Raw genomic sequence first — 24,108 nt, 5'->3', positions numbered from 1 at the left:
TGCCATTCCTCTTCCCATTCCACGCAAGGAAGGATTTTCATAGTTTGGTCTTATAGCATTTTTTGGGCATTTTTCCATACACACCCCACATCTTGTACAAATATCGTTGTTTATATAAGGATAACCATCATCTTTTACCGTTATAGCCCCTTCAACTGGACATACATTTACACATACCTTACATTAATACAATCGCTTTCCTTTACCCAGGGCATGTAATCACCTCCAAAGAAAAAACAACTATTTTTCTTCACTTAATAGCGCCTTTACTTCTTCTAATGCTTCATCTACAGTCCTGCTTTTAACTAAAATAGGTTTATACCCCAATTTTTCTAATTTAACCATGGAGCCTTTTCCCATTGAGTTTCCAATCCAGACTTTACAGTGTCCCAAAAATTCCAAAATTTCATCAACCTTAGCGTGCATATGAGTTTCAGCATAAGGATTTTTTATCTCCTCAATTTTTTTAAAATTTTCTCCATCAAATTCATATACAACATATATATTTGAATGTCCAAAATGTTCATCATTTATCTTTTTTCCATCTATAGTACCGAATGCTACTTTCATACTAGTCTCACTCCTTAATGGGTTGCATTTTCTACTTTCTCCAATTTTCCACTTTTATAATTTTCAATTATATTTGCCAATGTATCCTTTTTTGTCAAATATACTTCAATCCCTGCAGCTTTTAATACTTCAAAAGCATTTTTTCCAACACTTTCCAGAATTAATACATTTACACCTTTTTCAGCAAGCATTTGAGAAACCTTTGGCCCCATTCCATGGGCTTCATTTGCCGTATTTTCTACAACTTCTACGATCTCACCCTTATCAAAATCATAAATTACAAAAAACTCTGCTCTTGCGAATCTATCGTTGCTTAATGAATCAAGTGTTTTACCTTGTGATGGTATAGCTATCTTCATCTTAACACCTCCTGTTTTATTTTAGTTTTCTCATTACTTTTTCAAATATTTCCTTTATAGCCTTTCCAGCCATGCTATTTTCATACAATACAATTGGTTTCATTTCAAGGTTAGATTTTTCAACCAATTCATCAAATGGAATTTTCCCTAAAATTTCAATATTATCACTCAAACAATAATTTTCTATTTGTTTGCTTACATCAGGATTTAAATCGTATTTATTTATAACTACCCCAAAATCTCTTCTAAAATGTCTGACAGTCTCAACAATTCTCTTTAAATCATGCAACCCTGAAGAAGTGGGGTCAGTAACTATAACAACATAATTTGTTGCAGTTATAGATGATGTAGCTGGACAACCAATTCCTGGTGCACCATCTATTAAAACAATATCTTTACCTTTTTCTTCCGCCTTTTTCAAGGCAAGCTTTCTTACTTCTGCAACCAAACCACCTGAGGTCTCCTCTCCGGGATTTAAATTTGCATGGACAATTTCCTTTTGTTCATCTATAACAGAATAATAATACTCTCCAGAAAGTGCTGTTTCCAGGCTAATAGCATTTTGGGGGCATGCAATAACACAGGCATTACAACCTTCACACGCATATTGATCTACCTCATATACTTCATTTTCAAAGCTAATTGCTTCAAATCTACAAATTTTCTTACAAATTCCACATTTGTCGCATTTATTTTGAACTATTATAGCCTTTTTTCCACCGTAATAGTCATATTTTTCTTCTAATTTACCATTAAACATAAGATTAAGATTTGCTGCATCAACATCACAATCTGCCAGAACAACAGGACTCAATAGTGCACCAAAAGATGAACTTAATGTTGTTTTACCAGTTCCACCTTTTCCACTAACTATTGCTAACTGTTTCATTTAACCATCCCCTTTATTGTATCAAAGACATTAGCAAACTTTTCTTCCCATTCTGGCAAATATTCTGAAAAAATCTTTCCTTCAGAATATAATTTTGCAATCTCTCTATCAAATGGAATTTTCAACAATATTGGAATGTTCTCTTTCTTTGCATATTCATCAATCAAATTTGTATTTCCAGTATCTCTATTAATAACAATTCCAGATGGAATCTTCATCTCTCTAACTAAATCAACAGCTAGTGAAAGATCGTGTAACCCAAATGTAGTAGGTTCAGTAACAAGAATTGCAAAATCTATATTCCTTAAACTTTCAACAACTGGACACGAAGTTCCTGGCTGAGAATCTATTAACACTACATCAACATTTTCATCTATGTGTTTCTTTAATTGCCTTATTATTCTAACTCCAGACGGCTCACCTATATTCAAAAGCCCCATTCCAAATTTTAAATTATCATTTATCTTCCCCAATACAATCTTCCCAATACTTTTTGGAACTTCTGTAATAGCATTAACAGGACAAACCATCGAACATACACCACAACCATGGCACAAGTTTTTAAAAACTACAGTTGCATTTGGAAAGGAGGTAATAGCACCAAACTGACATGCCTTTGCACACTCACCACATCTTATACATGCATCATTATCAACTACCGGTAATAATATATCAACACTCTCTTCTTTTTCCACATTTACGTTAAAAAAAAGATGATCATTTGGTTCTTCAACATCGGCATCAAGTAATTGAACTTTATACTTTTTAGAAAGTGTATAGGCCAAATTAGTAGAAACAGTTGTTTTACCAGTTCCACCTTTTCCACTTAATATTGTTATCTTCATATCCAACCTCCTATCTTAAGTTAAAAGAGGGTTGGATTTCCAACCCTCTTTTAACGTATATTTACCACCAAAACCTTCCAAATCCTCGACCTGCCCCTCTACCAAATCCGCCTCGACAATATCCGGCAAATCTGCCATATCCTCTACCAAAACCTCTTCCATATCCTCTTCCATATCCGTAAAACCAACCAACTACTGGTTTAAACCAACCGTATCTTGGAGTATAAGGTGCATTTTTGTTAGAACATGGTCCCAATCTTCTTCCAACTGGTCCTGTTCCCATTGGTCCTGTGCCATCGAATCCTGGCATTATCTATCACCTCCTTGATAATTATCAAGTTCTCTTAATCTCTCTTCTACAAAACGCAATTCTTCTTCAAGATATCTTTTATAATCCATTAACATAGCTCTTTCTTCTTCAATTGAGGGTTCATAATAACCATAACCTGCTCCATATCCAAAGCCTCTACCAAAACCACGTCCATATCCTCTACCAAATCCTCTTCCGTATCCCATTCCTCTTCCATATCCGCCTCCGTATCCACCATAGAATGGCATATACCTCACCTCCTGTACTGGTCTTACTATTTCCATTATTTATTATATGATATTTTATTATATATGTCAAGTACATATATATACATAAAAAATAAAATTTTTCCAATAACCAATTTTAAAATTATTTAAAGTCTTTTAAAAACATATAAAGCAGAAATCTCAATTTTTTATCCACTTTGACCTTCACACCTTTTCTTTAAAAGCTCATATTCCTTCTTTAATTTATCATACTCTTCTTTTGGAACAAAGCCTGTCGATTTAATCAATTCAATTATATCTTTTTTCATATTGTCTTCAAATTCGTTAAAATGTCTGATCACTGCATTTCCAAGCTCTTTTGCAATATCTGCAGGTAATACTCCTTGATTTACAAGATCAAGGAGTATTTCAATAAAATCATCGGTATTTCCTTTAAATATCTTAATAAATCCCTGAATTAACTTTTCTACCATTTCTTTTTTTAAACTACCAAAAACTTTGCCCTTTATTCTTGCCTTCAAAAAAATTTCCTGGGTAATATCATTCCCCAGGTTATCAATAACCTTTACAGCTTCACCATTTTTAACAAAATTTGCAATATCGCTTAAAGTAATGAATTTTTTTATACTTGTATCATATAACTTTCTGTTTTTATATTTTTTAATTATCCTCACTGTATTCCCCCAAAAATCTGGGGGAGAACCCCCAGAAAGTTTAATAACTAACCTTTACACCGATCATCACTACATTTGTATCGCTATCATCTATTTTACTGTATAATCCTCTTGCAAAAAGTGCCGTATAATCATCAACATTATATGATCCTTCGTACATAACATCAATTTTTTCAGATTTCATGTTATATTTTACCATACCTTTTACACCAAATTCATCCTTTTTATAATCTCCATATACTGATATAGCACTATCATAATACTCAAAATCGTATAATCTTATGTATCCATCAAATCCTATAAGTCCTTGGGTTCCAATTTGATATTCTATGCCAAATACATTTTCTAAAACACTTGGCACTTTCTCCTCTATTTCCACTTCTCCTAATCCTTCAACTGGCAAATTAAATGTACTTTTATTTTCGGATTCAAAACCAGTGTAATTATGAACTATAAAACTGGTTGATGGTATTTGATAAACAAATGATAACGATGCAGTGTAAACAAATGGCCATTTAAGATGAACTCCATCTTCTAAAATTTTATCGACAACTAGATAATTTGACTTTTTATAAGCAAGCAAAACACCATAATCAACACCGAGTACATTTCCACTCCAATTTATGGCATAGGAAAAGTGATCTGCAAATTTTTGATCTTTAAAAACAATCGGTAATCCTCCACCCTGCATTGAAGCTAAAATTGCCATCTTTGTTTCATCAGGCAAATTTGTTTTTACAGTATAAACATACGAAGCTGGTGTAGAAGATGGCAAACTTTCAAATGTCGAAAAGGTGTAGAGCCCTAAAGTTCCGTAATTTGTTGTGTAAGCATACTTTGCACCTGTAATAGAAAGTTTTTCACCTGCTAGGTAACTTCCTATTTTATCGTATACTTTAAAAACTTCAGAATCCACTAGTTTTTCAACAAATTTTCCTACCTTTAAATCTCCAAAATTTGTATATGTTTCAACATACGCTTCATTTACATTTACAACTGCTAAAGGAACAAAAAATGACGCAGTAAAAAACTGTCCATCAAAGTATACATATGAATTATCAAATGTTTGATCAAATCTCAAAGAGGATTTTGTGTAAAATGTTCCATCAAACTTTGTATCAGTACTAAACTTTACAGGAATGAATGTTAAACTGTTAGTTTCAAGTGAAAAATCGTTTCCGTCATAGTATAAATATCCTCCTTCGAATAAAAGAGAATATGAAAATCCAAAACTTGCTAATATCACTAATAAAGCTAATACAACCTTTTTCATTACAAGTCACCCCCTAAAATTTTAATATTGGCTTTGAAATAGTCATAGGTGAAAAGAAACTTTCTGGTATACCTATGTCAAACTCTACATCATTTAAAATAATTTCAGTTTTAGTATTTTCCTTGATGTTGTTTGCCAATATCTTTGTTGGAACATTGTATCCTTGAATATTTTCAATCTTTTCAAAAGTTATAGTTTTATATTTTTCACCTTGCCAGTTAAAAAATTCGATATAGACAGGTATTTTAAGTTCTTTGTCTATCTTCATATTCAACTCTTTAAAATCCAATTCTGCATCATTATGTGTGATATGAAGGTAATAATATTTTTCATCCTCTTTTACAAGTTCTGCTTTATAATTTTTATCACTTACTTTGTAAACAAGTTCTATATCTTTGTATGTAAAATCTGATCCAGCAAATCTATCATTTTTTGCAGCTCCGCTTATTCTTTTTGTGGTTCTAAATGCAGGCATGTAAAGATATATGTTATCTGCACCTTTTACAAGTAATGTAAGTCTTTTATCAGAAACCGGTTTTTCAAAACGTATAATGGCGTACACATCATCTTCACTCTTTTTGTAAAGGTATATAACAAACTGCTTTTCCTTTACTGTGCCTTCTTCATCAGTCATCTTCAATGTAAATACTGCTTTTTCATCTTTTACATTTTGATAGTTATCCTTAACCATATCCAATACTTGCTGTCCCGTCAGTGAAAAAGCAAAAATTGAAAAAACTAGTATTGATACAACTGCCCAAACTTTCCTCATGACTTTCTACCTCCTTTATTTATTAGTAAGAACGCTGATGATAAGAATAATATTGTAATAATTGCACTCAAAAGTAAAGTTATGCCAGTTAATACTCCAAATTGTCTTAGCATCCTAATACTTGAAAAAAAGAACGTAAAGAAACCAAAAGAAACTGCAAGCGCATTAAATAGTATCCCTCTTCCACTTGTATATATTGTCCTTATAATAGCAGTTTTAGAATCTTTTATCCTCTTACTTTCAATCTTGAATCTTGAAATAAAGTGAATTGCATAATCAACCCCTGCGCCAATCGCAATAGCAGCAATAGATATAGTTGCGGTATTTAACGGTATGTTAAACATTCCCATAAGTGCAAAATTAAAGAACACTGTAAAGATAGAAGGTATAATACCAATTACCCCAACTTTGAAGGATCTCATTTGAAGCAAGAGAAGTAAAAATACAACTAAAAGTGTAAGTAACATCGATTGATATTGATTTTTAAACAACAAATCACTAACATAAAGAGCTATTTCCTGTGCTCCAGTATGGACAGCACTATAGGTAGGTTGATCCGATGGGTTATAAACACTATCTTCTGCAACAATCTTTAAATATTGTTCCGTGTTTTTGTTATATGGAACATTTAATTGTTCTGCAAAATACATTGCTTTCCATTTTTTGACACTTAAATAAAGCTCATTGTATAATGCATAGCCAAAGTCAGGATTATCTTCCATAATTTTCTCAAAATCTTCTTCAGAAAAATCTTTTAAGTTAATTACTCTTCTTAGAACTTCTTCTTTGTCATCAACTGAAAAACCATACATTTCTTCTATATGCCTAATTGAATTTAAAATATCTTCTCTATGCAGTTTCGAAAGAGTTGAAAAACTTACATTTTTAACAGCTTCGTACAACTTCTTTAGATTGTCCTCTTTGACATTTAAAATGTTAGAATAGTATTTAAAATCAACATCATTTGATACTCTAAATCCCTTTGGAATACTATTTAAAACTTTATCTATTTCTTTTAAAAGCCTTCTAGTTTCACTTTCACTCTCAGTCTTAACTGTTACTTGAATAATTCCCCTATTCAAATCTTTATTTACAACTGAATAAATAGTGTCATTACCAAGCAAGAAAAACCAGAGATTTGAAAGTTCATCTTTAGAAAATGGTATTGAATAAAAGCCAGTAAATGCTTCACTCAAATCCAAAATTGTATCCACAATTGAAAAAGTATTAACTACTCCAGGAATTTTATTTAATTTTCTTTCAATTTCATTCATCGCAATTAAAGTTGATGGATCCTTAAAATCTCCCTTTATATCAACAAACAAATAATCACTACCACCAAAATTTTCATCCAAAAATTCCTTATCAACTATTATCCGCTCATTTGGATTTAAGGAATTTACAATATCCATATCAGTTTTGATCCTAAGTAAGAAAGGAATACTTACAATTGCAAGGATAATTAGGATAGATATTGTAAGCTTTGGTTTTAAAATCAATTTGGAATGATTTTTATTTTCAACGTGGAAAACAGGTTTTGGATTTATGTAATACAGTAATGCGGGAACAAAAAAGAGTGCTATAAAGTTACATAACATTACTCCTATACTTGAAAATATTCCCATTATCCAAACCGGTTTTATATCAGCAGTCAAAAGTGAAAGAAATCCAACAGCAGTTGTAAGTCCGCTTAAAATAACTGCAAGACCAACATCTGAAATCGTTGAAATTACTCTTTGAGCTCTTTCTCCTTTTTCTTCATAATATTTATTTACAACATGTATAGAATAGGCTGTACCTATGGAAATAAGTGCAACTGGAATAATTGAATTTGCAACCGTTATGTTAAAACCAAATAATGCAATTAGGCCCATTGTCCAAATTACACTTACAATTACACCTAAAATGGGTAAAATTGCACCTGAAATTTTTCTGAAAGTTACTGAAAGAATAAGTATTACTATAAATATCGAAATTGGGACAAGCCTTAAAATATTTTTTAATGTAATTTCTTTTACCGCTTCGTTGACAGCAGCGACCCCAAAAAAATGTACATCTTTTGGGTATTTATTTTCAATAACTTCTTTTAATCTTGAAAAAGTCTCAGACTCTTTTCCACTCTCAAGAGAAACAAGCATCAAACCAGCTTTTGCATCATCTGAAATAAATTTATCCTTTAAAGTTTTATACTTTAAAAGATAGGTAGGATTAATATCCCTTGTTTTTAATATTTCAGAAACTGTTGAAACTTCTATTCCATAGTCTGTTTCAACAACTAAAGGAATATTCGTAAGAGAAGTTACATGCTCTACACCTTCAAGTTTTGAAATTTCCTGGGTTAGATTATCAATAGCCTTTAAATCATTAAACGAATCAATAGAAAATCCAACCATCAACATCGAATTAATACCAAATTCTCTTGCTAGCGAATCATACTTTCGAACCAAAGGATCATCCTTTGGCGGGTATTTGGTAATATCATCTTGTATTTGTAAATCCTTAATCTCATAGCTAAAAAATACGGTTAATAATACAGTGATCAAAACAACCCAAATAGCATTTTTTTGTACAAATCTTCCAAGTTTTTCCAAAATAACACCTCCTTATTATGCGTTGCATAATATACTTTAAAACATTTTATATTACAAATAAAGTATCAAATTTGTTAATTTTTTATGCAATGCATAATACACAAAAAAGATTTTCTAACAAAAAGAAAAGATCTATTTGTTTATACCTGTATATACAGGTATAAACAAATCTAATTGAACCTCAATGACTTTGACTTTATGTTAAACAAACTTGTAAAATCAAGTTAACAACCACAATAAAGGGGAGGTGTTTTCATGAAAAAATTTTTAAGTGTCATTATTGCAGTTTTAGTCGTAAGTATCTTATTTTCACAAGTAGAAGTAGTATTTTGGCATGGTCTTTCAAGAGATCCTGATAAAAGTAGTATTGACAAAATCATTGCAGAATTTGAAAAAGAAAATCCGGACATTAAAGTTAAAGTTGTACTTGTCCCTGCTGCAGAAACCGATTCAACCAAACTTTTAACAGCTGTAGCAGCCGGTACAGGGCCAGATCTAGTTTATCTAGATAGATTTACTGTCTCACAAAGAGCTGCTAACAATGTTCTTGAACCTATGGAAGATTATTTAAAAATGGCAGGAATAAATATCGAAGAAATGAAAAAGCAATTCTACGATTTTGCCATTGAAGAATGTATTTTCAATGGAAAAATGTGGGCTCTACCATTTGATACAGACGTTAGAATTCTTCTTTATAATAAAAAACTCTTAGAAAAAGCAGGCTATTCAAAGCCACCAAAAACTGTATATGAAATGATAGACGTAGCTGAAAAACTTACCGTTGAGGGAAAACGTGGAAGGTATGAAACTGTAGGCTTTATACCATGGTATGCACAAGGTTGGCCATATACTTGGATATATGCATTTGAAGGTAAAGTATTTGACAAAAAAACGGGAAAATTCGTATTCGCAACTGATCCAGGCGTTATTGAAGCATATAAATGGCAAAAAGAATGGGCAGATAGATTTGGCTATGAAGCATTAAATGCTTTCGGCTCACTGCAAATAGGGGATTTAAATCCATTTACGGCAGGAAAACTTGCAATGATCGTCGATGGAAATTGGACTATATCTGGGCTAAGAATGTTTGCTCCTAAAGATTTTAAATATGAAATCACTGGTATTCCAACAAAAAGTGGTCAACCAGTTACCTGGGCCGGTGGTTGGAGCCTTGCAATTCCAAAAGGTGCTAAAAATAAAGAAGCCGCTGCAAAACTTGCATATTTTATTGCTACAAAAGGTCAAGTAATTTACTCAGTTGATACGTTGCACCTTCCAACATATAAACCTGCAGTAGATGATTTTCTAAAGAAAGATCCTTCGCAAAAGGTTTTTGTAGATTTACTGGATCACGCAAAAACAAGACCACCACTTCCAGTCGGCGCACTTTTGTGGGACAAATTAGTTGAAGCAAGAGATTTTGTTTTAACAGGTCAAAAATCAGTTGAGCAAGCTCTATTAGACGCTCAAAAAGAAGTACAAGAAGAATACGACAGAATAATGCAAAGAGTAGGTGGTAAATAATGAAAAAAATAATTATTATATTATTCTCAATTCTTTCTATAGCTATTTTTGCACAAATTCCTGAAAGTTCATACTGGTATCCAAATGATATTTTAGATTGGTCCCCACAAACAGACTCACAAGCAATTTATAACGTTTCACATGTTCCACTCGCAAGAAGAGTTATAGGATCACCTATTACCGATAGTGCAAGCAAAGACATAAAAATAATGACTTTATCAATAATGAATCCATCAACCAGTGGAATGCCTTCTCAAGGAAGTAACAATTCTTTTAAAGCATACCCTTTCACTTTCTGGCAATATGTAGATTATTTAGTTGCTTGGGCTGGTTCAGCCGGTGAAGGAATTATTGTACCACCAAGTGCAGATGTAATAGATGCCGCCCATAAAAATGGTGTATACGTGCTTGGAACAATCTTTTTCCCTCCTAATGTATATGGAGGAAGAAGAAATTGGGTAGATCAATTACTAAGAAAGGAAAATGGAAAATTTGTCATAGCAGACAAATTAATTGAAATAACAAAATACTATGGTTTTGATGGCTGGTTTATAAACCAAGAAACAAACGGCTGTAAAGATTCGCATGTAAAAGATATGATAGATTTTCTAAATTACATAAAAGAAAAGGCTCCATGGATGAAATTAGTCTGGTACGATTCAATGTCAAATACTGGTGCTATAGAGTGGCAAGGTGAATTAAACGAGAAAAACGTTGTCTTTCTAAAAAACAATGATAAGTATATTTCCGACGCAATATTTATAGACTTTAGATGGCAATCACTTAAAAGACCAGAGACTATTGAAAACACAATAAATACTATGAAAAAATACAATATATCTAAAGACAGAGTATTTGTAGGATTTGATCTTCAAGCAAATGGATACTATACGTACTCAAACTGGCCAAAAATTATAGATGAAAATGGAAAATTAAAAGTATCATTAGGTTTTTATTGCCCCAGTTGGGCTTATTATTCCTCAAAAGAAATTAAAGAATTCTGGGATAAAGAAGAAACCCTTTGGATAGCAGACCATCCTGTGCTAAACTACCACTCAAAAGAAGATTTTTTCAAAATCGAATGGAATAAGGATTATGAACAATACAAGTGGCAATCTCCTGCAAAATTCGTTGTAGAAAAATCCCCTGTTACATCCCTTCCGTTTATAACATTCTTTAATGCAGGACATGGATACAAGTTCTTTATAGACGGAAAAGTCGCAAAAGATTCTGAATGGAATAATAGAAGCATGATGGATGTATTCCCAACATATAGATGGAAAATAGATGGAAATGATGTAAATATATCAGTTGACTATTCAGATGCATACTATGGTGGTTCATCACTAAAATTTGAAGGAAAACTCAAAAAAGACCAAGAGACAAATGTAACTTTATATATCACAGATTTAAAAATCAACGATAACACAACTTTAGAAAGTGTAATAAAGGGCACTGGAAATATAAAGGTATCCTTAGTTTTAAATTACAGCGACAACACTTCAAAAGAATTTCCTTTAAAATTCTTTAATGATTGGGTTAATACAATCTACAACTTAGAAAACAACAAAACCATTACATCAATTTCTCTCAAAATAGTGGCAATAGAAGATACAAGTTACAGCTTTAACTTAGGTATGATAGGACTTATACCTGTCAAAAATTATGATACACACGTAGGAGATGTAAAAATTGACAATATAGAATTCAAAGAAGGTCTCTATGCTCAAATTAATCTTCACTGTGAAAATTCAAAAGCTAAATACTATGAAATATACAGAATTCTTCAAAATGGTGAAAGAAGACTTGTATGGGTATCCTACAATCCTTACACATATATCACTCAGATCAAAAGAGATGGGAAAGAAAAATTTACCACACTGGAAGTTGTTGGAGTTTCAGAAGGATTTACAAAAAGTACTCCTAAAAAAGTTACATTTCAATGGCCTCCATATCCAAAGCCAAAGGCGAACTTTGAAGTAAGCAACACTATTATATTCCCAGAAAGTACTGTTACATTCAAAAATCTCTCTTCTGAAGTTACAGAAAAGGTCCTATGGATTCTTCCTGGAGCAACTCCAAACGTGTCTAGAGAATGGAATCCTACAGTAACTTATAAAGAAGAAGGAATATATCCTGCCATATTGGTCGCAATAAACAGCGAGGGGGAAGATGTAAAAATATTCAATCCACTAATTGTGGTTACAAAAAAAGCAAAAGAAATTAAAAATCTTGCTTTAAATAAAAAGACTTACGCAAGCTCTAATGTACCAGCAGAAAAACCTTCTATGGCTGTCGATGGAACAGTTGAAAACAATAGTAAATGGTGTGCAGTTGGAGATCTTCCACATTGGATAGTAATTGACTTTGAAAAAGAAGTAATAATTAGCAGTGTCACCATAAAACACGCTGAAGCAGGACATGAATCTGCTGACTGGAATACTAAAGATTTTAGACTCCAAGTAAGTAACGATGGAATAAACTGGAAAGATGTTGCAATAGTAAGAAATAATACAAAAGGAGTAAGCACACATTCATTTGCACCTGTAAAAGCAAGATTCTTTAGGTTATTTATTGAAACTCCTACACAAGTCGGAGATAAAGCTGCAAGAATCTATGAAATTGAAGTATATGGACTTGAATCATTCTAATCTATTTATCGCCCCATGTGCTCTAGCACGTGGGGCATTCACAGGAGGGATTTAGATTGAAAAAGAAAGAGCTAAGAGAAATTGGCAAAGGCCTTATATTTATTTCCCCTTGGTTAATTGGTTTTATAGTCTTTACATTAATTCCATTTATAGCTTCTTTTTACTATTCTTTTACCGAATTTAGTATTACAACGGATGTAAAATGGGTTGGAACAGAAAATTACAAAAGAATATTCAACGATCCTTTATTTTGGAAAAGCCTTAAAAACACACTTGTTTTTGCAATAGGACTTGTTCCACTTGGTCTTGTTGTGGCACTTTCAACAGCATTTCTTATGAACAAACCATTGAAAGAAGTTTCATTTTATAGAGCAGCAATTTATATGCCATCAATTGTCCCAGCATTTGCGTTTTCTGCAGTTGTAACATGGTTTTTCCATCCATACCTTGGACTCGTAAACAGCATTTTAGAACTTTTTGGAATTAACGGCCCGTTGTGGCTAAGTAGTGAAAAATGGGTAAAACCTACAATAATAATTGCGGCACAATGGGGTGTTGGAAGCGCAATGCTTATATTCTCAGCAGCATTAAAAGATATACCAAAAGAACTTTATGAATCTGCAAAAATAGATGGTGCAAAGAGTTTTACTATGTTCAGAAAAATAACCTTGCCATTAATAACGCCAACTATTCTTTACTATCTTATTACTTCAACTATAGGAGCTCTTCAAATATTTGATCTTCCAATGTTGTTGACAAATGGCGGACCTGCTAACGCTAGCATGTCACTTTCCATGTATATTTATAAACACGCATTTACATATACAAATATGGGGTATGCTTCTGCGCTTTCCTGGATATTATTTTTCTTGACATTTGTTTTGACAATAATATACTTTATCACTTCAAAAAAATGGGTTTATTATTTTGGAAATTAAGGGGTGAATGCAATGAAAAATACATATATAGTAAGAAGAATAATTCTTATCTTAATAACATTCATTTATTTACTCCCATTTTTCTGGATGGTTGGAACATCCTTAAAACCAGATAGTGAATTATTAACTTTTCCACCAAAAATATTTCCTGAAAATCCAGATTGGTCAAATTATGCAAAAGCTCTAGAAAAATTCCCTTTTTTTACATACCTTAAAAATAGTATAATAATAACCATAGGAAACTTAATTGGAGTTATTTTATCTGCTCCATTTGTTGCATATGGTTTTTCAAAAATAAAGTGGCGCGGAAGAGAATTTTTATTTGCTACAATGATGGCAAGTATAATGCTACCTGGAGCAGTTACAATGATACCTGTATTTTTAATATACAAAAAACTTGGCTGGTTAAACACATTCCTTCCACTTATAGTTCCAGCATTTTTGGGTGGAGGTGCTATGAATGTTTTTTTAATCAGACAATTTTTCAATACTATTCCAAACGAAATTCTTGAAGCTGCTAGAATCGATGGAGCAAGTGATTTTAAAATCTTCTTCAAAATTATGCTACCTCTTTCAAAACCAGTTCTTGCACTTATATCACTTTTTACATTCACAGGAAGTTGGAATAATTATATGGGGCCATTAATTTATATAACCAGTGAAAGTAAATACCCACTTGCACTTGGAATGCCTATGTTTATGAGTCGATATGGAACGTATTGGAATCAGGCAATGGCAGCCGCAACACTTACGCTCATTCCTACTATTATTTTCTTCTTTGTAGCACAAAAATACTTAATCGAAGGAATTAAGCTTTCCGGATTAAAGTAAGGAGGAGATCAAAGATGATTCCCTGGGAAGATAGACCAAAAGATTGTAGTGATGTTATATGGAGATATTCAAATAACCCTGTAATTCAAAGAAACCAAGCTAGAAATTCAAATAGTATATTCAACAGTGCAGTTGTAAATTTCAAAGAAGGTTTTGCAGGAGTTTTTAGAGTTGATGATACAGAAAGAAATATGAATTTAAGACGTGGTTTTAGCAAAGATGGAATAAATTGGAAAATTGATGATAATACTATAGATTTTATTCGAGAAAATGAAGAGATAGAAAGTGAATACAAATATGATCCAAGGGTAGTATATATAGAAGATAGATACTGGATTACTTGGTGCAATGGCTATCATGGTCCAACTATAGGTGTTGGATTTACTTTTGATTTTAAAAAATTTTACCAAATAGAAAATGCATTTTTACCATACAATAGAAATGGTGTGCTTTTTCCAAGAAAAATAAATGGAAAATACGCAATGCTTAGTAGACCGTCAGATAAAGGACATACACCTTTTGGTGATATTTTTTACAGTGAAAGTCCTGATATGATTCACTGGGGAAATCATAGATTTGTAATGGGGTCAGGATACAGTCCATGGCAATCACTTAAAATCGGAGCAGGACCTAGCCCCATAGAAACAAAGGAAGGATGGCTTTTATTTTACCATGGAGTACTTTTATCATGCAACGGTTATGTCTACAGTTTTGGAGCAGCTTTATTAGACCTTGACAAACCATGGAAAGTAATAAAGAGATCAAAAAAATATCTTTTATCACCACAAATGATATATGAACAGATCGGTGATGTTCAAAATGTAGTTTTTCCAGTTTCTGCACTGGTCGAAGACAATAAAGTTGCAATATATTATGGAGCAGCTGATACAGTTACTGCACTTTGCTTTGGCTATATAAATGAAATAATTGATTGGCTTAAATATGAAAATTAATAGGAGGAACGAATATGATCCCACTTTATCTGAAAATTGCAAATTATCTTGAAACTAAAATCTTAAAAGGAGAATATTTACCTGGAGATAAGATCCCATCAGAAAATATACTTTCAGAGCAATTTAATACAACCAGAACAACTGTAAGAAAGGCATTAGCAGAACTTGAAAAAAAAGGGATCATTACCAGAGTATTTGGCCTTGGCACATTTGTTACAGAAATAAATATAGTTTCAAAGAAAAAAATAGGGATTATAGTTCAAAACACAAAGATCGTTTATGGAATAATAAAATTCTGCTCTAAAATTGGAAGCAAATGTTTTGTTGTCGAAAGAGTAGAGAATCTTGAAGCTGAAAAACAGGCAATAAAACAACTTTTATCTATGGGTGTTGATGGAATAATTATGGAGCCAACTGTAAATAGCATAGCAAACGACATTTTAAAATCACTACTCCAAAATAATTTTCCAGTTGTATTTGTTGATAGATCTATCGATATAGGTTTTCCAGTTCCTACCGTAATTAACAACAACTACAGTGGAGGAAAAATGCTTGGTGAACACATGAGAAAAGTTCATAAAATAAAAAGTGCAATTTATGTAACCAGTGAAGATATGACAATTTCAAGCGTATATGAAAGATACAATGGTATAAAAGACGGGCTCAAATTTTCTCCAGAAATAATCAAAGTCCCAAAAATAGACGGAGATTATTCACAAATAATTAAATTTGCTAAAAAGGTAGATGCAATATTCTTCTGCAATGATATGATGGCTGTTAGGGGAATAACCACACTTTTACAAAATAACATCAAAATTCCAAATGATATTAAAGTTTTAGGATACGACAATGATTATGTTTCAAAAATCGTGAATCCAAAACTTACAACCGTAAATCAGGATTTATCTCTTATTGGAGAAACTGCTGCTTCATTAATGGTAAGTCTCATAAAGAACGAGAAGGTAGAACTTGAAAATAAAATTGAATCAAAACTCATAATCAGAAAATCTTGCGGATGCAAAGAAGAGGAGGAGAAAAATGTACAGAGGAAAAGACAAAGAAATTAGTCACTTAAAAAGAGCTCTTTCTGAAATATATCCATATTGCATTCTAAAACGTGAAGAATACAAAGGTTGGAAACATGATGGAAAAGAAATTTCTATACCATATGAATGGTCTCTCCAAAAAATTACATTCGAAAATGAATTTAAAATTGACAGTAAAAATACATACTTAAGAGCATGGTTTGGTGGTGAAACACTTATATTTATTGATGAACAACCAGTAGGAGAAATAAATCCATTTCATAAGGAATTTGATTTATCACCATATTGTGATGGAAATGTTCATTCAATAAAGGTTGAAACTGTTCCAAGAGGATTATTTGGAACAAAAGAAAATCCAGTTTTCAACGAATCCTTCTTAATTTACTACGACATTGAATTAAAAAAGGCCCTAAACTTTGTGTATAACGTAATTCAGGTTGCAGAAGAAACCTCGGACCAATATTTAGCACAAGCTTTAATTAATATTACCGATGAGTTTCTCTCATCGATTTATGTTCCAAGAAATACTAAAGAATATCTAAACAATGTTCTAGACAATCCGGCAATTATACAAGAAATTAAGAGTGTATGGAATCCACCCAAACTTGAATACACCAATTCCAGAAATAACAGTGACATTAAAAAGAGCGTTCTAGAAAAATTTAATAACTTTAAGGAAAAGGTTAAAAATATTCCATTTCCAAAGTATGGAAAAGTTTTTGTAGTTGGACATGCCCACATAGATTATGCATGGCTCTGGCCTACAAACGAAACAAAAAGAAAAATAGCAAGAACTTTTTCAAATGCGGTAACTCTTTCTAAAAAATACAAAGAGTTTATCTACACACAATCTTCTGCAAAAATGTACAAAGATATAAAGGAAAATTATCCTGAGTTGTTTGAAGAAATAAAAAAATTAGTTTCCGAAAATAGATGGGAGCCTGTTGGAGGAATGTGGGTTGAATCTGATTGTAATGTTCCTTCCGCTGAATCATTAATTAGGCAATTTTACTATGGCCAAAAATTTTTTGAAAAAGAATTTGGAAAAAAATCTAAAACTTGCTGGCTCCCCGATGTTTTTGGTTTTTCATGGATTTTACCACAAATATTAAAAGAAGCTAACATAGACTACTTTGTCACAACCAAACTTTACTGGAACGAATCAAACGAATTTCCATACGATTTATGTAAATGGCGCGGTATAGATGGCAGTGAAGTCATTTATTACAGCTACAAAAACATGGAAGAAGGCTATAACGGAAAAATTTCAGCTAAATCTTTAATTAACACATTTGAAAATTTTAGGCATAAGGATATAACATCTTCAATTCTTCTGTCCTTTGGATACGGTGATGGCGGAGGCGGTCCAACAGAAGAAATGTGTGAAAACTACTACGCTTTAAAGGAAATCCCAGGAATACCACAAGTTGAATACAGTACTGTAGATGACTTTACCAAAAATCTTCCAAAAGAAAATATTCCTGTCTGGGATGGAGAGTTGTATCTTGAGCTTCATAGGGGAACACTCACCTCACAATCTAGAACAAAAATATTACACAAAAAATGCGAAGATAAACTAAGAGAAATTGAAATATTAAACGCACTCTATGGAAAAAATTATCAAGAAGAAATTGATGAGCTCTGGGATATAGTTTTATACAATGAATTTCATGATATTTTGCCTGGTTCCTCAATTCACGAAGTATATCAAGACGCAGAAAGAGATCTCAATAAAGTTTTAGAAAAAGCAGAAACTATTAAAAGACAAATTCTAACAAAAACTAGTAAAAACAAACTCGTAATATTTAATCCTTCTTCATTCAAACAAAAAATATACTTTGAATCTAATAAATTATTAAATCTTGAATTAGATGGAAAATCACTAAAAGTTCAAAAAACGTACGATGGAAAGTATCTTTATTATATAGATAAATACATTAACCCCCTTGAAACTATACAGTTAAATATCAAAGATAAAATACCAGAATTTGAAGACAAACCATTTGAAAATAAATTAATAGAACTTATCATATTTGAAGATGGAAGCATAAATATATTCGACAAAAAAACTAATAAATATCTCTTCAAAAATAGTGGAAATATTTTAATGCTTTACAAAGACATTCCATATTACTGGGAAAACTGGGATATCGATGCAAATTATGCAAAAAGTGGAAGAAAACTCAACGCAAATAAAATCGAAGTAGTAGAGGAAGGACCAATAAGGAAAGTGATTAAAGTTGAATATAAAGTAGAAAATTCAAAAATTGTTCAATATTACATTCTTCAAAGAGATTCAAATTTGGTTGAAGTAAAAACAGAAATTGACTGGCATCTTAGAAGAAGCTTGCTAAAAGCTTTATTTCCAACTAATGTATTAAGTAGATACGCAAAATTTGATCTTGACGCCGGATACATTGAAAGGCCAACTTACAAAAATACTAATTTTGAAAAAGCCCGCTTTGAAGTTCTAGGACATAGGTGGGTAAATATTTCTCAACCTGACTTTGGAGTGTCTATAATTAACAATGGAAAATACGGTCACAGCGTTGACAACAACGTAATTGGGCTTTCACTAATAAAAGCTGGAACATATCCTGATTTTTTTGCAGATGAAGGCTTCCACGAATTTTCATATGCAATTGTTGAAAGCTCAAGTGTTAAAGATACTATACAAATCGCTGATAACTTTAATAAAAGAATATCTGCACTGGAAAAATTCGATACTAAGGGCTTTTCAGTAAGAATTTCTCCTGATAACTTTAAAATACTAGCACTAAAAAAGTTAGCGCAAAATACTATAGTGCTTAGACTTGCTGAAGTTGTTGGGACAAGCGGAACATTAGAAATCGAGATTGAAAACTTAAAAAAAGCATATTTTTCAAATATACTAGAGGAAGTTAAAGAAGAAATAAGTGTGAAAAATAATAAAATAATTTTAGAATACGAGCCATTTAAAATATACACATTCATATGCAAGCTTTAGAAAAATCCCCTTCCTTTAAATAAGGAAGGGGATTATATTTTTATTATATTATTTTTTTAACCGCTGTGTAGCCTACCTTTCCGTAATTCTCTTCAAGCCTTTTTGCTTAAAAAAATATTATATATTTAATAAAAAAGATATAAATATGTTACTTAATATTTTCTGATATGTAGTATTAAATTAAAATCTAATTGTTAGAATGAAAATGCCCCTTTTTCCTACAAAATCCCACCACAAAGAAAGGAGGAATCCTCATGCAAGTAAACTACATCACAAAAATCGAAAAAGTTCCACAACTTTCCGAGGAAGAAAAAAACAAGTTAAAAAAAGTGACGGAAAAGTACAAGTTTAGAGCTAATGATTATTATTTAAAATTGATTAATTGGGATGATCCAAATGATCCCATAAGAAATTTAATAATCCCACAAATCGGTGAGTTAGAAGAATGGGGAAGACTCGATGCCTCAAATGAAAAATCCTATACAATTTCTAAAGGCTTACAACACAAATACAGAGACACCGCACTTTTATTAGTCAACGATGTTTGCGGTGGATTTTGTAGATTTTGTTTTAGAAAGCGCCTCTTTATCAATGTAGGAGAAGAAGTAGTTAGAGATGTTTCTGAAGATCTAGAATATATAAAAAAACACAAAGAGATAACAAACGTGTTATTAACCGGTGGCGATCCACTATTACTTGCTACAAAAAAACTTGAAAAAATAATAAGTCAGATCAGAGAAATTGATCATGTTCAAATAATAAGGATTGGAAGTAAAATGGTCGCATTTAATCCATATAGAATCACCGAAGATCCTGAATTAATAGAATTAATCAAAAAATATTCAACTGATGAAAAGAAAATATACATCATGACACAATTTAACCATCCAAGAGAAATAACTAAAGAAGCTATTAAAGCTGTAAATATGCTTCAAAAAGCGGGGGCAATTCTTGCAAATCAAACACCTTTGATAAAAGGTGTTAACGCAGACTGGAAAACGCTTATGGAACTATTCAAAAAACTTTCATTCATAGGTGTTCCTCCATACTATGTATTTCAAGGAAGGCCAGTTGCAGGAAATAAACCTTTTGCAGTTCCAGTAGAAGAAGCCTATCAAATATTCTTAAAAGCAATCATGAATGTATCAGGACTTGCAAAAAGAGCAAGATTTGCAATGTCACATGAGACAGGAAAAATAGAGGTTTCTGCTCTTACAAAGGAACATGTTATATTTAGATATCAACGTGCACATGATCCAAAAAACGCTGGAAAAATAATGGTATACAAAAGAAATCCAAACGCATACTGGTTCGATGATTATACCGAACTTGTTGAAGAGTATGTTGTAGAAAATCCAATCCTTTAAAAATAAGCCATGGACATCCATGGCTTATTTTCTTCCTTAAACTTTTTTCCGACCTTCATTTTAATTTTTTCCCCCTTTAAGATATAATTTAATTGGCCAAACTATTATTTAGGGAGTGAAGATAATTGGAATTTGCACTCAGCATAGACTGTGGAACCCAAAGCCTTAGGGCTTTACTTTTTGATGAATTTGGAAATTTGCACGATATGGTAAAGATCCCATACACCCCATACTATTCACCAAATCCAGAATGGGCAGAACAAGATGCAAATATCTACTGGCAGTCTTTATGTAAAGCTGTTAATACTTTAAAAGAAAGAAACAAAGAAAAATTCAAAAAAATTATTGGTGTCAGTATAACTACACAAAGGGATACAGCGGTCTTGGTAGACGAAAATGGTGTTCCATTAAGACCTGCTATAATCTGGCTTGATCAAAGAAAATCTTCGTACAAAAATCCACTTAATTTTTTCGAAAATATTGCCTTTTCAATAATTAAAATGAAAGAAACTGCAATAAGAATATATAGAAAATCAAGACCAAATTGGATCAAAGAAAACGAACCCGAGATCTGGGACAAGACTCACAAATTCCTTCTTCTATCAGGTTATCTATTATTCAAACTCACAGGTAAATTCATAGATTCAACCGCCTCTCAAATTGGACATATCCCATTTGATTATAAACACCAAAGGTGGCCAAAAAACAAAAATAGTTGGAGATGGAGAGTATTTGGAGTTGAAAGAGAAAAACTTCCAGAGCTTGTTCCACCTTGCACAATTGTTGGAAAAATTTCAAAAGAAGTTGCAAGCCAAACGGGAATTCCTGAAGGTACACCTATTATAACTTCTGGATCAGACAAGGGATGTGAAACTATTGGTTCTGGATGTACATCTTCAGATTGCGCAAGTTTAAGTTTTGGGACAACTGCTACCATTCAGACTACTTCAAAAAAATATTTTGAACCTATTCCTTTCATACCACCATATCCAGCGGTTATTCCAAATGCATATAATCCAGAAATTGAAATATTTAGAGGCTATTGGCTTGTAAAATGGTTTATAAAAGAATTTGGAGAAAAAGAACTTGAATTATCAGAAAAATTAAACGTTGCTCCAGAGATAATATTAAATGGATTTCTTGATAACATACCCGCTGGATCTGAAGGGTTAATCTTGCATCCTATGTGGACACCAGGCCTTGATATGCCAAATGCAAGGGGAGCTATAATCGGATTTTCCGATTATCATACAAAAGGTCATGTTTACAGAGCAATTATAGAAGGTATAAATTTTGCATTAAAAGACGGAATGGAAAGAATAGAAAAAAGAGGAAAAATAAAAATAAAAAAGCTCACAGTCTCTGGAGGCGGCTCACAAAGTGAAAAAATATGTCAAATTACAGCAAATATGTTTAACCTCCCAGTTTATAAACCAAAAACTCATGAAACTTCGGGTCTTGGTGCTGCATTATGCGTCTTTGGTGCACATTCTACAATAGATGAAGCAATAAATAACATGATTCACTACAGTAAAGTTTTTTACCCAGACAAAGAAGAAGCTGAAATCTACAATGAATTATACAAAAAAGCATACAAAAAAATTTATTCTTCACTACGTAATATTTATTCCAACATCAAAAAATTAACAGATAACAACGATTAAAAAACTAGCGCCCAAAGGGGCGCTAGTTAAAATTAGTGAGATGAAAGAAATTTAACTATATTAACCGCAAGTTTTGCATCATCACCATAGCTCCAACCGTCGTGTAATATATCATTTTTATCCCCGGTTCCATCATCAAACGGAGAGCTATCTCCTATAGCAACAACAAAACCTTTTCCGTAACTACTTAAAACTAAATAAGGCTTTTTATTTATATCGGAAATTAAAATTTTTACATCATCTCTTAAAACCTGGATAGTACTTCCTGCCCAAACCCCAACATTATTTATTCCTTTTGTTATTTCGTGTTCATACACGTATTCTAATGGTTCTTCTTCTATACTATCCCCAGTAAATTTAAAACCAAAATTTTCTACAAATTCATTAAATATTCTTGGAGAATCCCAACCGTTCCCATTTCTATCTGAACCACCATGATCAGCTATTAAAAATAGACCACCACCATTTTCGACAAACTTTAATATTGCATCTATTTCCTCCGCTTTAAAAGGTCTGTTAGGCTCAGGGATAATAAATACTTTATAAAGGCTTAAAAGCTCATATGTAAGATTCTCTTTTGTACTTTCAACGTACATACCAAGCTCATTCTTAAGTGCTTCTGCAAAATCAGAATATGCTCCATATATTACCCAATCTGCATTTCCTGCCTGCTGTCCGTGTCCTTCATCAAATAAAACTCTTTTAGCAAATACATCTTTTTCAGGATTAATAGAAGCAATTACTGATCCCATCTGGTTTTCATTCATATCTTTTACAAACCTTATCATTATCTTAACTGTTGAATCTATTTTTTTATCAAGTTCAAGTATAACTACTCTATTATCAAAGTACATCGTGTGCCTTTTTATACTTCTTCCTGCAATTCTTATAGTCTTATTATCTAAAACGCTTTTTTCAGAAACTGGTTCATTAAAAACAATATATACCTTATCATCCTTTAAAAATACTGATTTTACTTCAGGCGGAAAGACATCTCCAGCTTCAATATCGTCCATACTTCTTGGCCAAAGTTCAAAAAATGATTGATATCTTCCAAGGACTCCCTTTACTTTAAGATGCATTCCAACTCTAAAATATGATGTAAGTATACCGGTATTTTCACGAATAAATACCATACCATTTCCACTTCCATCATCAATATATACCTTTCTTGGATCTGATTGCTCTATTTTTACTACATCACCCTCTACTTCTACAAACAATCCTTGATATTCTTCATTATTAATATCCTTTGTTGATATTTTCCTTGGTTGAGGTAAAGTATTGTTTTTAGATAAGACCTTTATGTAATACTTTTCTTTGTCAGCATCAATTACAAGTTCTCTATTTAATCTATGTGTCCACATGTATCCACTAATTTCAACTAAATCCCCTCTGTCTATACCTTCAAAATGACCTCCACGAAGGTAAACATTAATTCCTCCACTTTCATCCTGGATAAAGATAATGTTTACATCAAAAGGACCTGGTTCAACGGTAACAATTCCTCTGACAATTACATCTTTTCCATCGCTAAGAGCCTTTGCATCTGAAATACTAATAACTGATGAAAATAAAAATAATGGAACAAGTATCAAAAGCATAAAATAAAATTTTTTCATACCTTTCCCTCCCGTA

The 24,108-nt window shown here is 32.1% G+C and carries 20 protein-coding genes and 1 pseudogene; 9 read left to right on the top strand and 12 right to left on the bottom strand.

What is annotated here, in order from left to right; genetic code table 11:
* Positions 1-78 precede the first annotated feature (78 nt).
* The 11 genes and pseudogenes from OB7_RS10185 to OB7_RS05760 all read right to left on the bottom strand — a co-directional run.
* Positions 79-144, bottom strand: a pseudogene (locus OB7_RS10185) ((4Fe-4S)-binding protein); the annotation flags it as partial.
* Positions 145-240: 96 nt separating this feature from the next.
* On the bottom strand, positions 241-570 hold the full coding sequence (locus tag OB7_RS05805) for a NifB/NifX family molybdenum-iron cluster-binding protein (protein WP_004101602.1): 330 nt from the start codon (positions 568-570) through the stop codon (positions 241-243).
* 14 nt (positions 571-584) lie between these two features.
* A complete protein-coding gene (locus tag OB7_RS05800) occupies positions 585-929 on the bottom strand; it encodes a NifB/NifX family molybdenum-iron cluster-binding protein (RefSeq protein WP_004101600.1) in 345 nt (114 codons plus the stop codon).
* Between the two features lie 16 nt (positions 930-945).
* Positions 946-1,818 (bottom strand): ATP-binding protein, encoded by an 873-nt coding sequence (locus OB7_RS05795; protein ID WP_114702749.1) that lies wholly within the window; start codon positions 1,816-1,818, stop codon positions 946-948.
* The gene (locus OB7_RS05790; RefSeq protein WP_114702748.1) at positions 1,815-2,663 is read right to left on the bottom strand and encodes a P-loop NTPase; all 849 of its coding nucleotides are present in this window, start codon (positions 2,661-2,663) and stop codon (positions 1,815-1,817) included. The genes OB7_RS05795 and OB7_RS05790 overlap by 4 nt, the downstream gene beginning before the upstream one ends.
* A gap of 61 nt (positions 2,664-2,724) precedes the next feature.
* Positions 2,725-2,973, bottom strand: coding sequence for a DUF5320 domain-containing protein (locus OB7_RS05785; RefSeq protein WP_004101593.1), 249 nt, complete (start codon positions 2,971-2,973; stop codon positions 2,725-2,727).
* Complete coding sequence (locus OB7_RS05780) at positions 2,973-3,221, bottom strand: DUF5320 family protein (protein WP_004101592.1); 249 nt, start codon at positions 3,219-3,221, stop codon at positions 2,973-2,975. The genes OB7_RS05785 and OB7_RS05780 overlap by 1 nt, the downstream gene beginning before the upstream one ends.
* Before the next feature lie 167 nt (positions 3,222-3,388).
* A complete protein-coding gene (locus OB7_RS05775) occupies positions 3,389-3,874 on the bottom strand; it encodes a polyhydroxyalkanoate synthesis regulator DNA-binding domain-containing protein (RefSeq protein WP_114702747.1) in 486 nt (161 codons plus the stop codon).
* A gap of 40 nt (positions 3,875-3,914) precedes the next feature.
* Positions 3,915-5,147, bottom strand: a complete 1,233-nt coding sequence (locus tag OB7_RS05770; RefSeq protein WP_114702746.1) for a hypothetical protein — start codon at positions 5,145-5,147, stop codon at positions 3,915-3,917.
* 13 nt (positions 5,148-5,160) lie between these two features.
* Positions 5,161-5,919 (bottom strand): outer membrane lipoprotein-sorting protein, encoded by a 759-nt coding sequence (locus OB7_RS05765; RefSeq protein ID WP_004101586.1) that lies wholly within the window; start codon positions 5,917-5,919, stop codon positions 5,161-5,163.
* Entirely contained in the window at positions 5,916-8,510 is a 2,595-nt protein-coding gene (locus OB7_RS05760; protein ID WP_004101584.1) for an efflux RND transporter permease subunit, read from the bottom strand. Before OB7_RS05760 ends, OB7_RS05765 begins: the two co-directional genes overlap by 4 nt.
* 255 nt (positions 8,511-8,765) lie before the next feature.
* Here OB7_RS05760 and OB7_RS05755 point away from each other — a divergent pair, with 255 nt between their 5' ends.
* From OB7_RS05755 to OB7_RS05715, 9 genes are all read left to right on the top strand, one after another.
* Positions 8,766-10,034, top strand: a complete 1,269-nt coding sequence (locus OB7_RS05755) for an ABC transporter substrate-binding protein (RefSeq protein ID WP_004101583.1) — start codon at positions 8,766-8,768, stop codon at positions 10,032-10,034.
* Complete coding sequence (locus tag OB7_RS05750) at positions 10,034-12,685, top strand: endo-beta-N-acetylglucosaminidase (RefSeq protein ID WP_012580126.1); 2,652 nt, start codon at positions 10,034-10,036, stop codon at positions 12,683-12,685. Before OB7_RS05755 ends, OB7_RS05750 begins: the two co-directional genes overlap by 1 nt.
* Before the next feature lie 56 nt (positions 12,686-12,741).
* Positions 12,742-13,623: a carbohydrate ABC transporter permease gene (locus OB7_RS05745; RefSeq protein WP_004101579.1), complete on the top strand. Its 882-nt coding sequence runs from the start codon at positions 12,742-12,744 to the stop codon at positions 13,621-13,623.
* 12 nt (positions 13,624-13,635) lie between these two features.
* Complete coding sequence (locus tag OB7_RS05740; RefSeq protein WP_004101577.1) at positions 13,636-14,454, top strand: carbohydrate ABC transporter permease; 819 nt, start codon at positions 13,636-13,638, stop codon at positions 14,452-14,454.
* Between the two features lie 14 nt (positions 14,455-14,468).
* Positions 14,469-15,407 (top strand): glycoside hydrolase family 130 protein, encoded by a 939-nt coding sequence (locus OB7_RS05735; RefSeq protein ID WP_012580125.1) that lies wholly within the window; start codon positions 14,469-14,471, stop codon positions 15,405-15,407.
* 14 nt (positions 15,408-15,421) lie between these two features.
* Positions 15,422-16,474: a GntR family transcriptional regulator gene (locus tag OB7_RS05730; protein ID WP_012580124.1), complete on the top strand. Its 1,053-nt coding sequence runs from the start codon at positions 15,422-15,424 to the stop codon at positions 16,472-16,474.
* On the top strand, positions 16,446-19,439 hold the full coding sequence (locus tag OB7_RS05725) for an alpha-mannosidase (RefSeq protein ID WP_012580123.1): 2,994 nt from the start codon (positions 16,446-16,448) through the stop codon (positions 19,437-19,439). Before OB7_RS05730 ends, OB7_RS05725 begins: the two co-directional genes overlap by 29 nt.
* 254 nt (positions 19,440-19,693) lie before the next feature.
* Positions 19,694-20,806 carry a KamA family radical SAM protein gene (locus OB7_RS05720; RefSeq protein WP_012580122.1) on the top strand — a complete coding sequence of 371 codons (1,113 nt, stop codon included), beginning with the start codon at positions 19,694-19,696 and terminating at the stop codon, positions 20,804-20,806.
* A 125-nt stretch (positions 20,807-20,931) separates the two neighbouring features.
* Entirely contained in the window at positions 20,932-22,470 is a 1,539-nt protein-coding gene (locus OB7_RS05715; RefSeq protein WP_114702745.1) for an FGGY-family carbohydrate kinase, read from the top strand.
* A gap of 32 nt (positions 22,471-22,502) precedes the next feature.
* Here OB7_RS05715 and OB7_RS05710 read toward each other — a convergent pair whose 3' ends face one another.
* A complete protein-coding gene (locus OB7_RS05710) occupies positions 22,503-24,092 on the bottom strand; it encodes a DNA-binding protein (RefSeq protein ID WP_114702744.1) in 1,590 nt (529 codons plus the stop codon).
* Positions 24,093-24,108: the final 16 nt, after the last annotated feature.

The organism is Thermosipho africanus Ob7 (assembly GCF_003351105.1).
GTDB lineage: Bacteria > Thermotogota > Thermotogae > Thermotogales > Fervidobacteriaceae > Thermosipho > Thermosipho africanus.
Note: the sequence above shows the minus strand (reverse complement) of the source record. Positions and strands in the feature narration are given on the sequence as shown.

What these genes read in the sequence shown, in the direction of transcription:
- OB7_RS05805 (WP_004101602.1), bottom strand. Translation starts at nt 570, where the DNA reads ATGAAAGTAGCATTCGGTACTATAGATGGAAAAAAGATAAATGATGAA.
- OB7_RS05800 (WP_004101600.1), bottom strand. Translation starts at nt 929, where the DNA reads ATGAAGATAGCTATACCATCACAAGGTAAAACACTTGATTCATTAAGC.
- OB7_RS05795 (WP_114702749.1), bottom strand. Translation starts at nt 1,818, where the DNA reads ATGAAACAGTTAGCAATAGTTAGTGGAAAAGGTGGAACTGGTAAAACA.
- OB7_RS05790 (WP_114702748.1), bottom strand. Translation starts at nt 2,663, where the DNA reads ATGAAGATAACAATATTAAGTGGAAAAGGTGGAACTGGTAAAACAACT.
- OB7_RS05785 (WP_004101593.1), bottom strand. Translation starts at nt 2,973, where the DNA reads ATGCCAGGATTCGATGGCACAGGACCAATGGGAACAGGACCAGTTGGA.
- OB7_RS05780 (WP_004101592.1), bottom strand. Translation starts at nt 3,221, where the DNA reads ATGCCATTCTATGGTGGATACGGAGGCGGATATGGAAGAGGAATGGGA.
- OB7_RS05770 (WP_114702746.1), bottom strand. Translation starts at nt 5,147, where the DNA reads ATGAAAAAGGTTGTATTAGCTTTATTAGTGATATTAGCAAGTTTTGGA.
- OB7_RS05765 (WP_004101586.1), bottom strand. Translation starts at nt 5,919, where the DNA reads ATGAGGAAAGTTTGGGCAGTTGTATCAATACTAGTTTTTTCAATTTTT.
- OB7_RS05755 (WP_004101583.1), top strand. Translation starts at nt 8,766, where the DNA reads ATGAAAAAATTTTTAAGTGTCATTATTGCAGTTTTAGTCGTAAGTATC.
- OB7_RS05750 (WP_012580126.1), top strand. Translation starts at nt 10,034, where the DNA reads ATGAAAAAAATAATTATTATATTATTCTCAATTCTTTCTATAGCTATT.
- OB7_RS05740 (WP_004101577.1), top strand. Translation starts at nt 13,636, where the DNA reads ATGAAAAATACATATATAGTAAGAAGAATAATTCTTATCTTAATAACA.
- OB7_RS05735 (WP_012580125.1), top strand. Translation starts at nt 14,469, where the DNA reads ATGATTCCCTGGGAAGATAGACCAAAAGATTGTAGTGATGTTATATGG.
- OB7_RS05730 (WP_012580124.1), top strand. Translation starts at nt 15,422, where the DNA reads ATGATCCCACTTTATCTGAAAATTGCAAATTATCTTGAAACTAAAATC.
- OB7_RS05725 (WP_012580123.1), top strand. Translation starts at nt 16,446, where the DNA reads ATGTACAGAGGAAAAGACAAAGAAATTAGTCACTTAAAAAGAGCTCTT.
- OB7_RS05720 (WP_012580122.1), top strand. Translation starts at nt 19,694, where the DNA reads ATGCAAGTAAACTACATCACAAAAATCGAAAAAGTTCCACAACTTTCC.
- OB7_RS05710 (WP_114702744.1), bottom strand. Translation starts at nt 24,092, where the DNA reads ATGAAAAAATTTTATTTTATGCTTTTGATACTTGTTCCATTATTTTTA.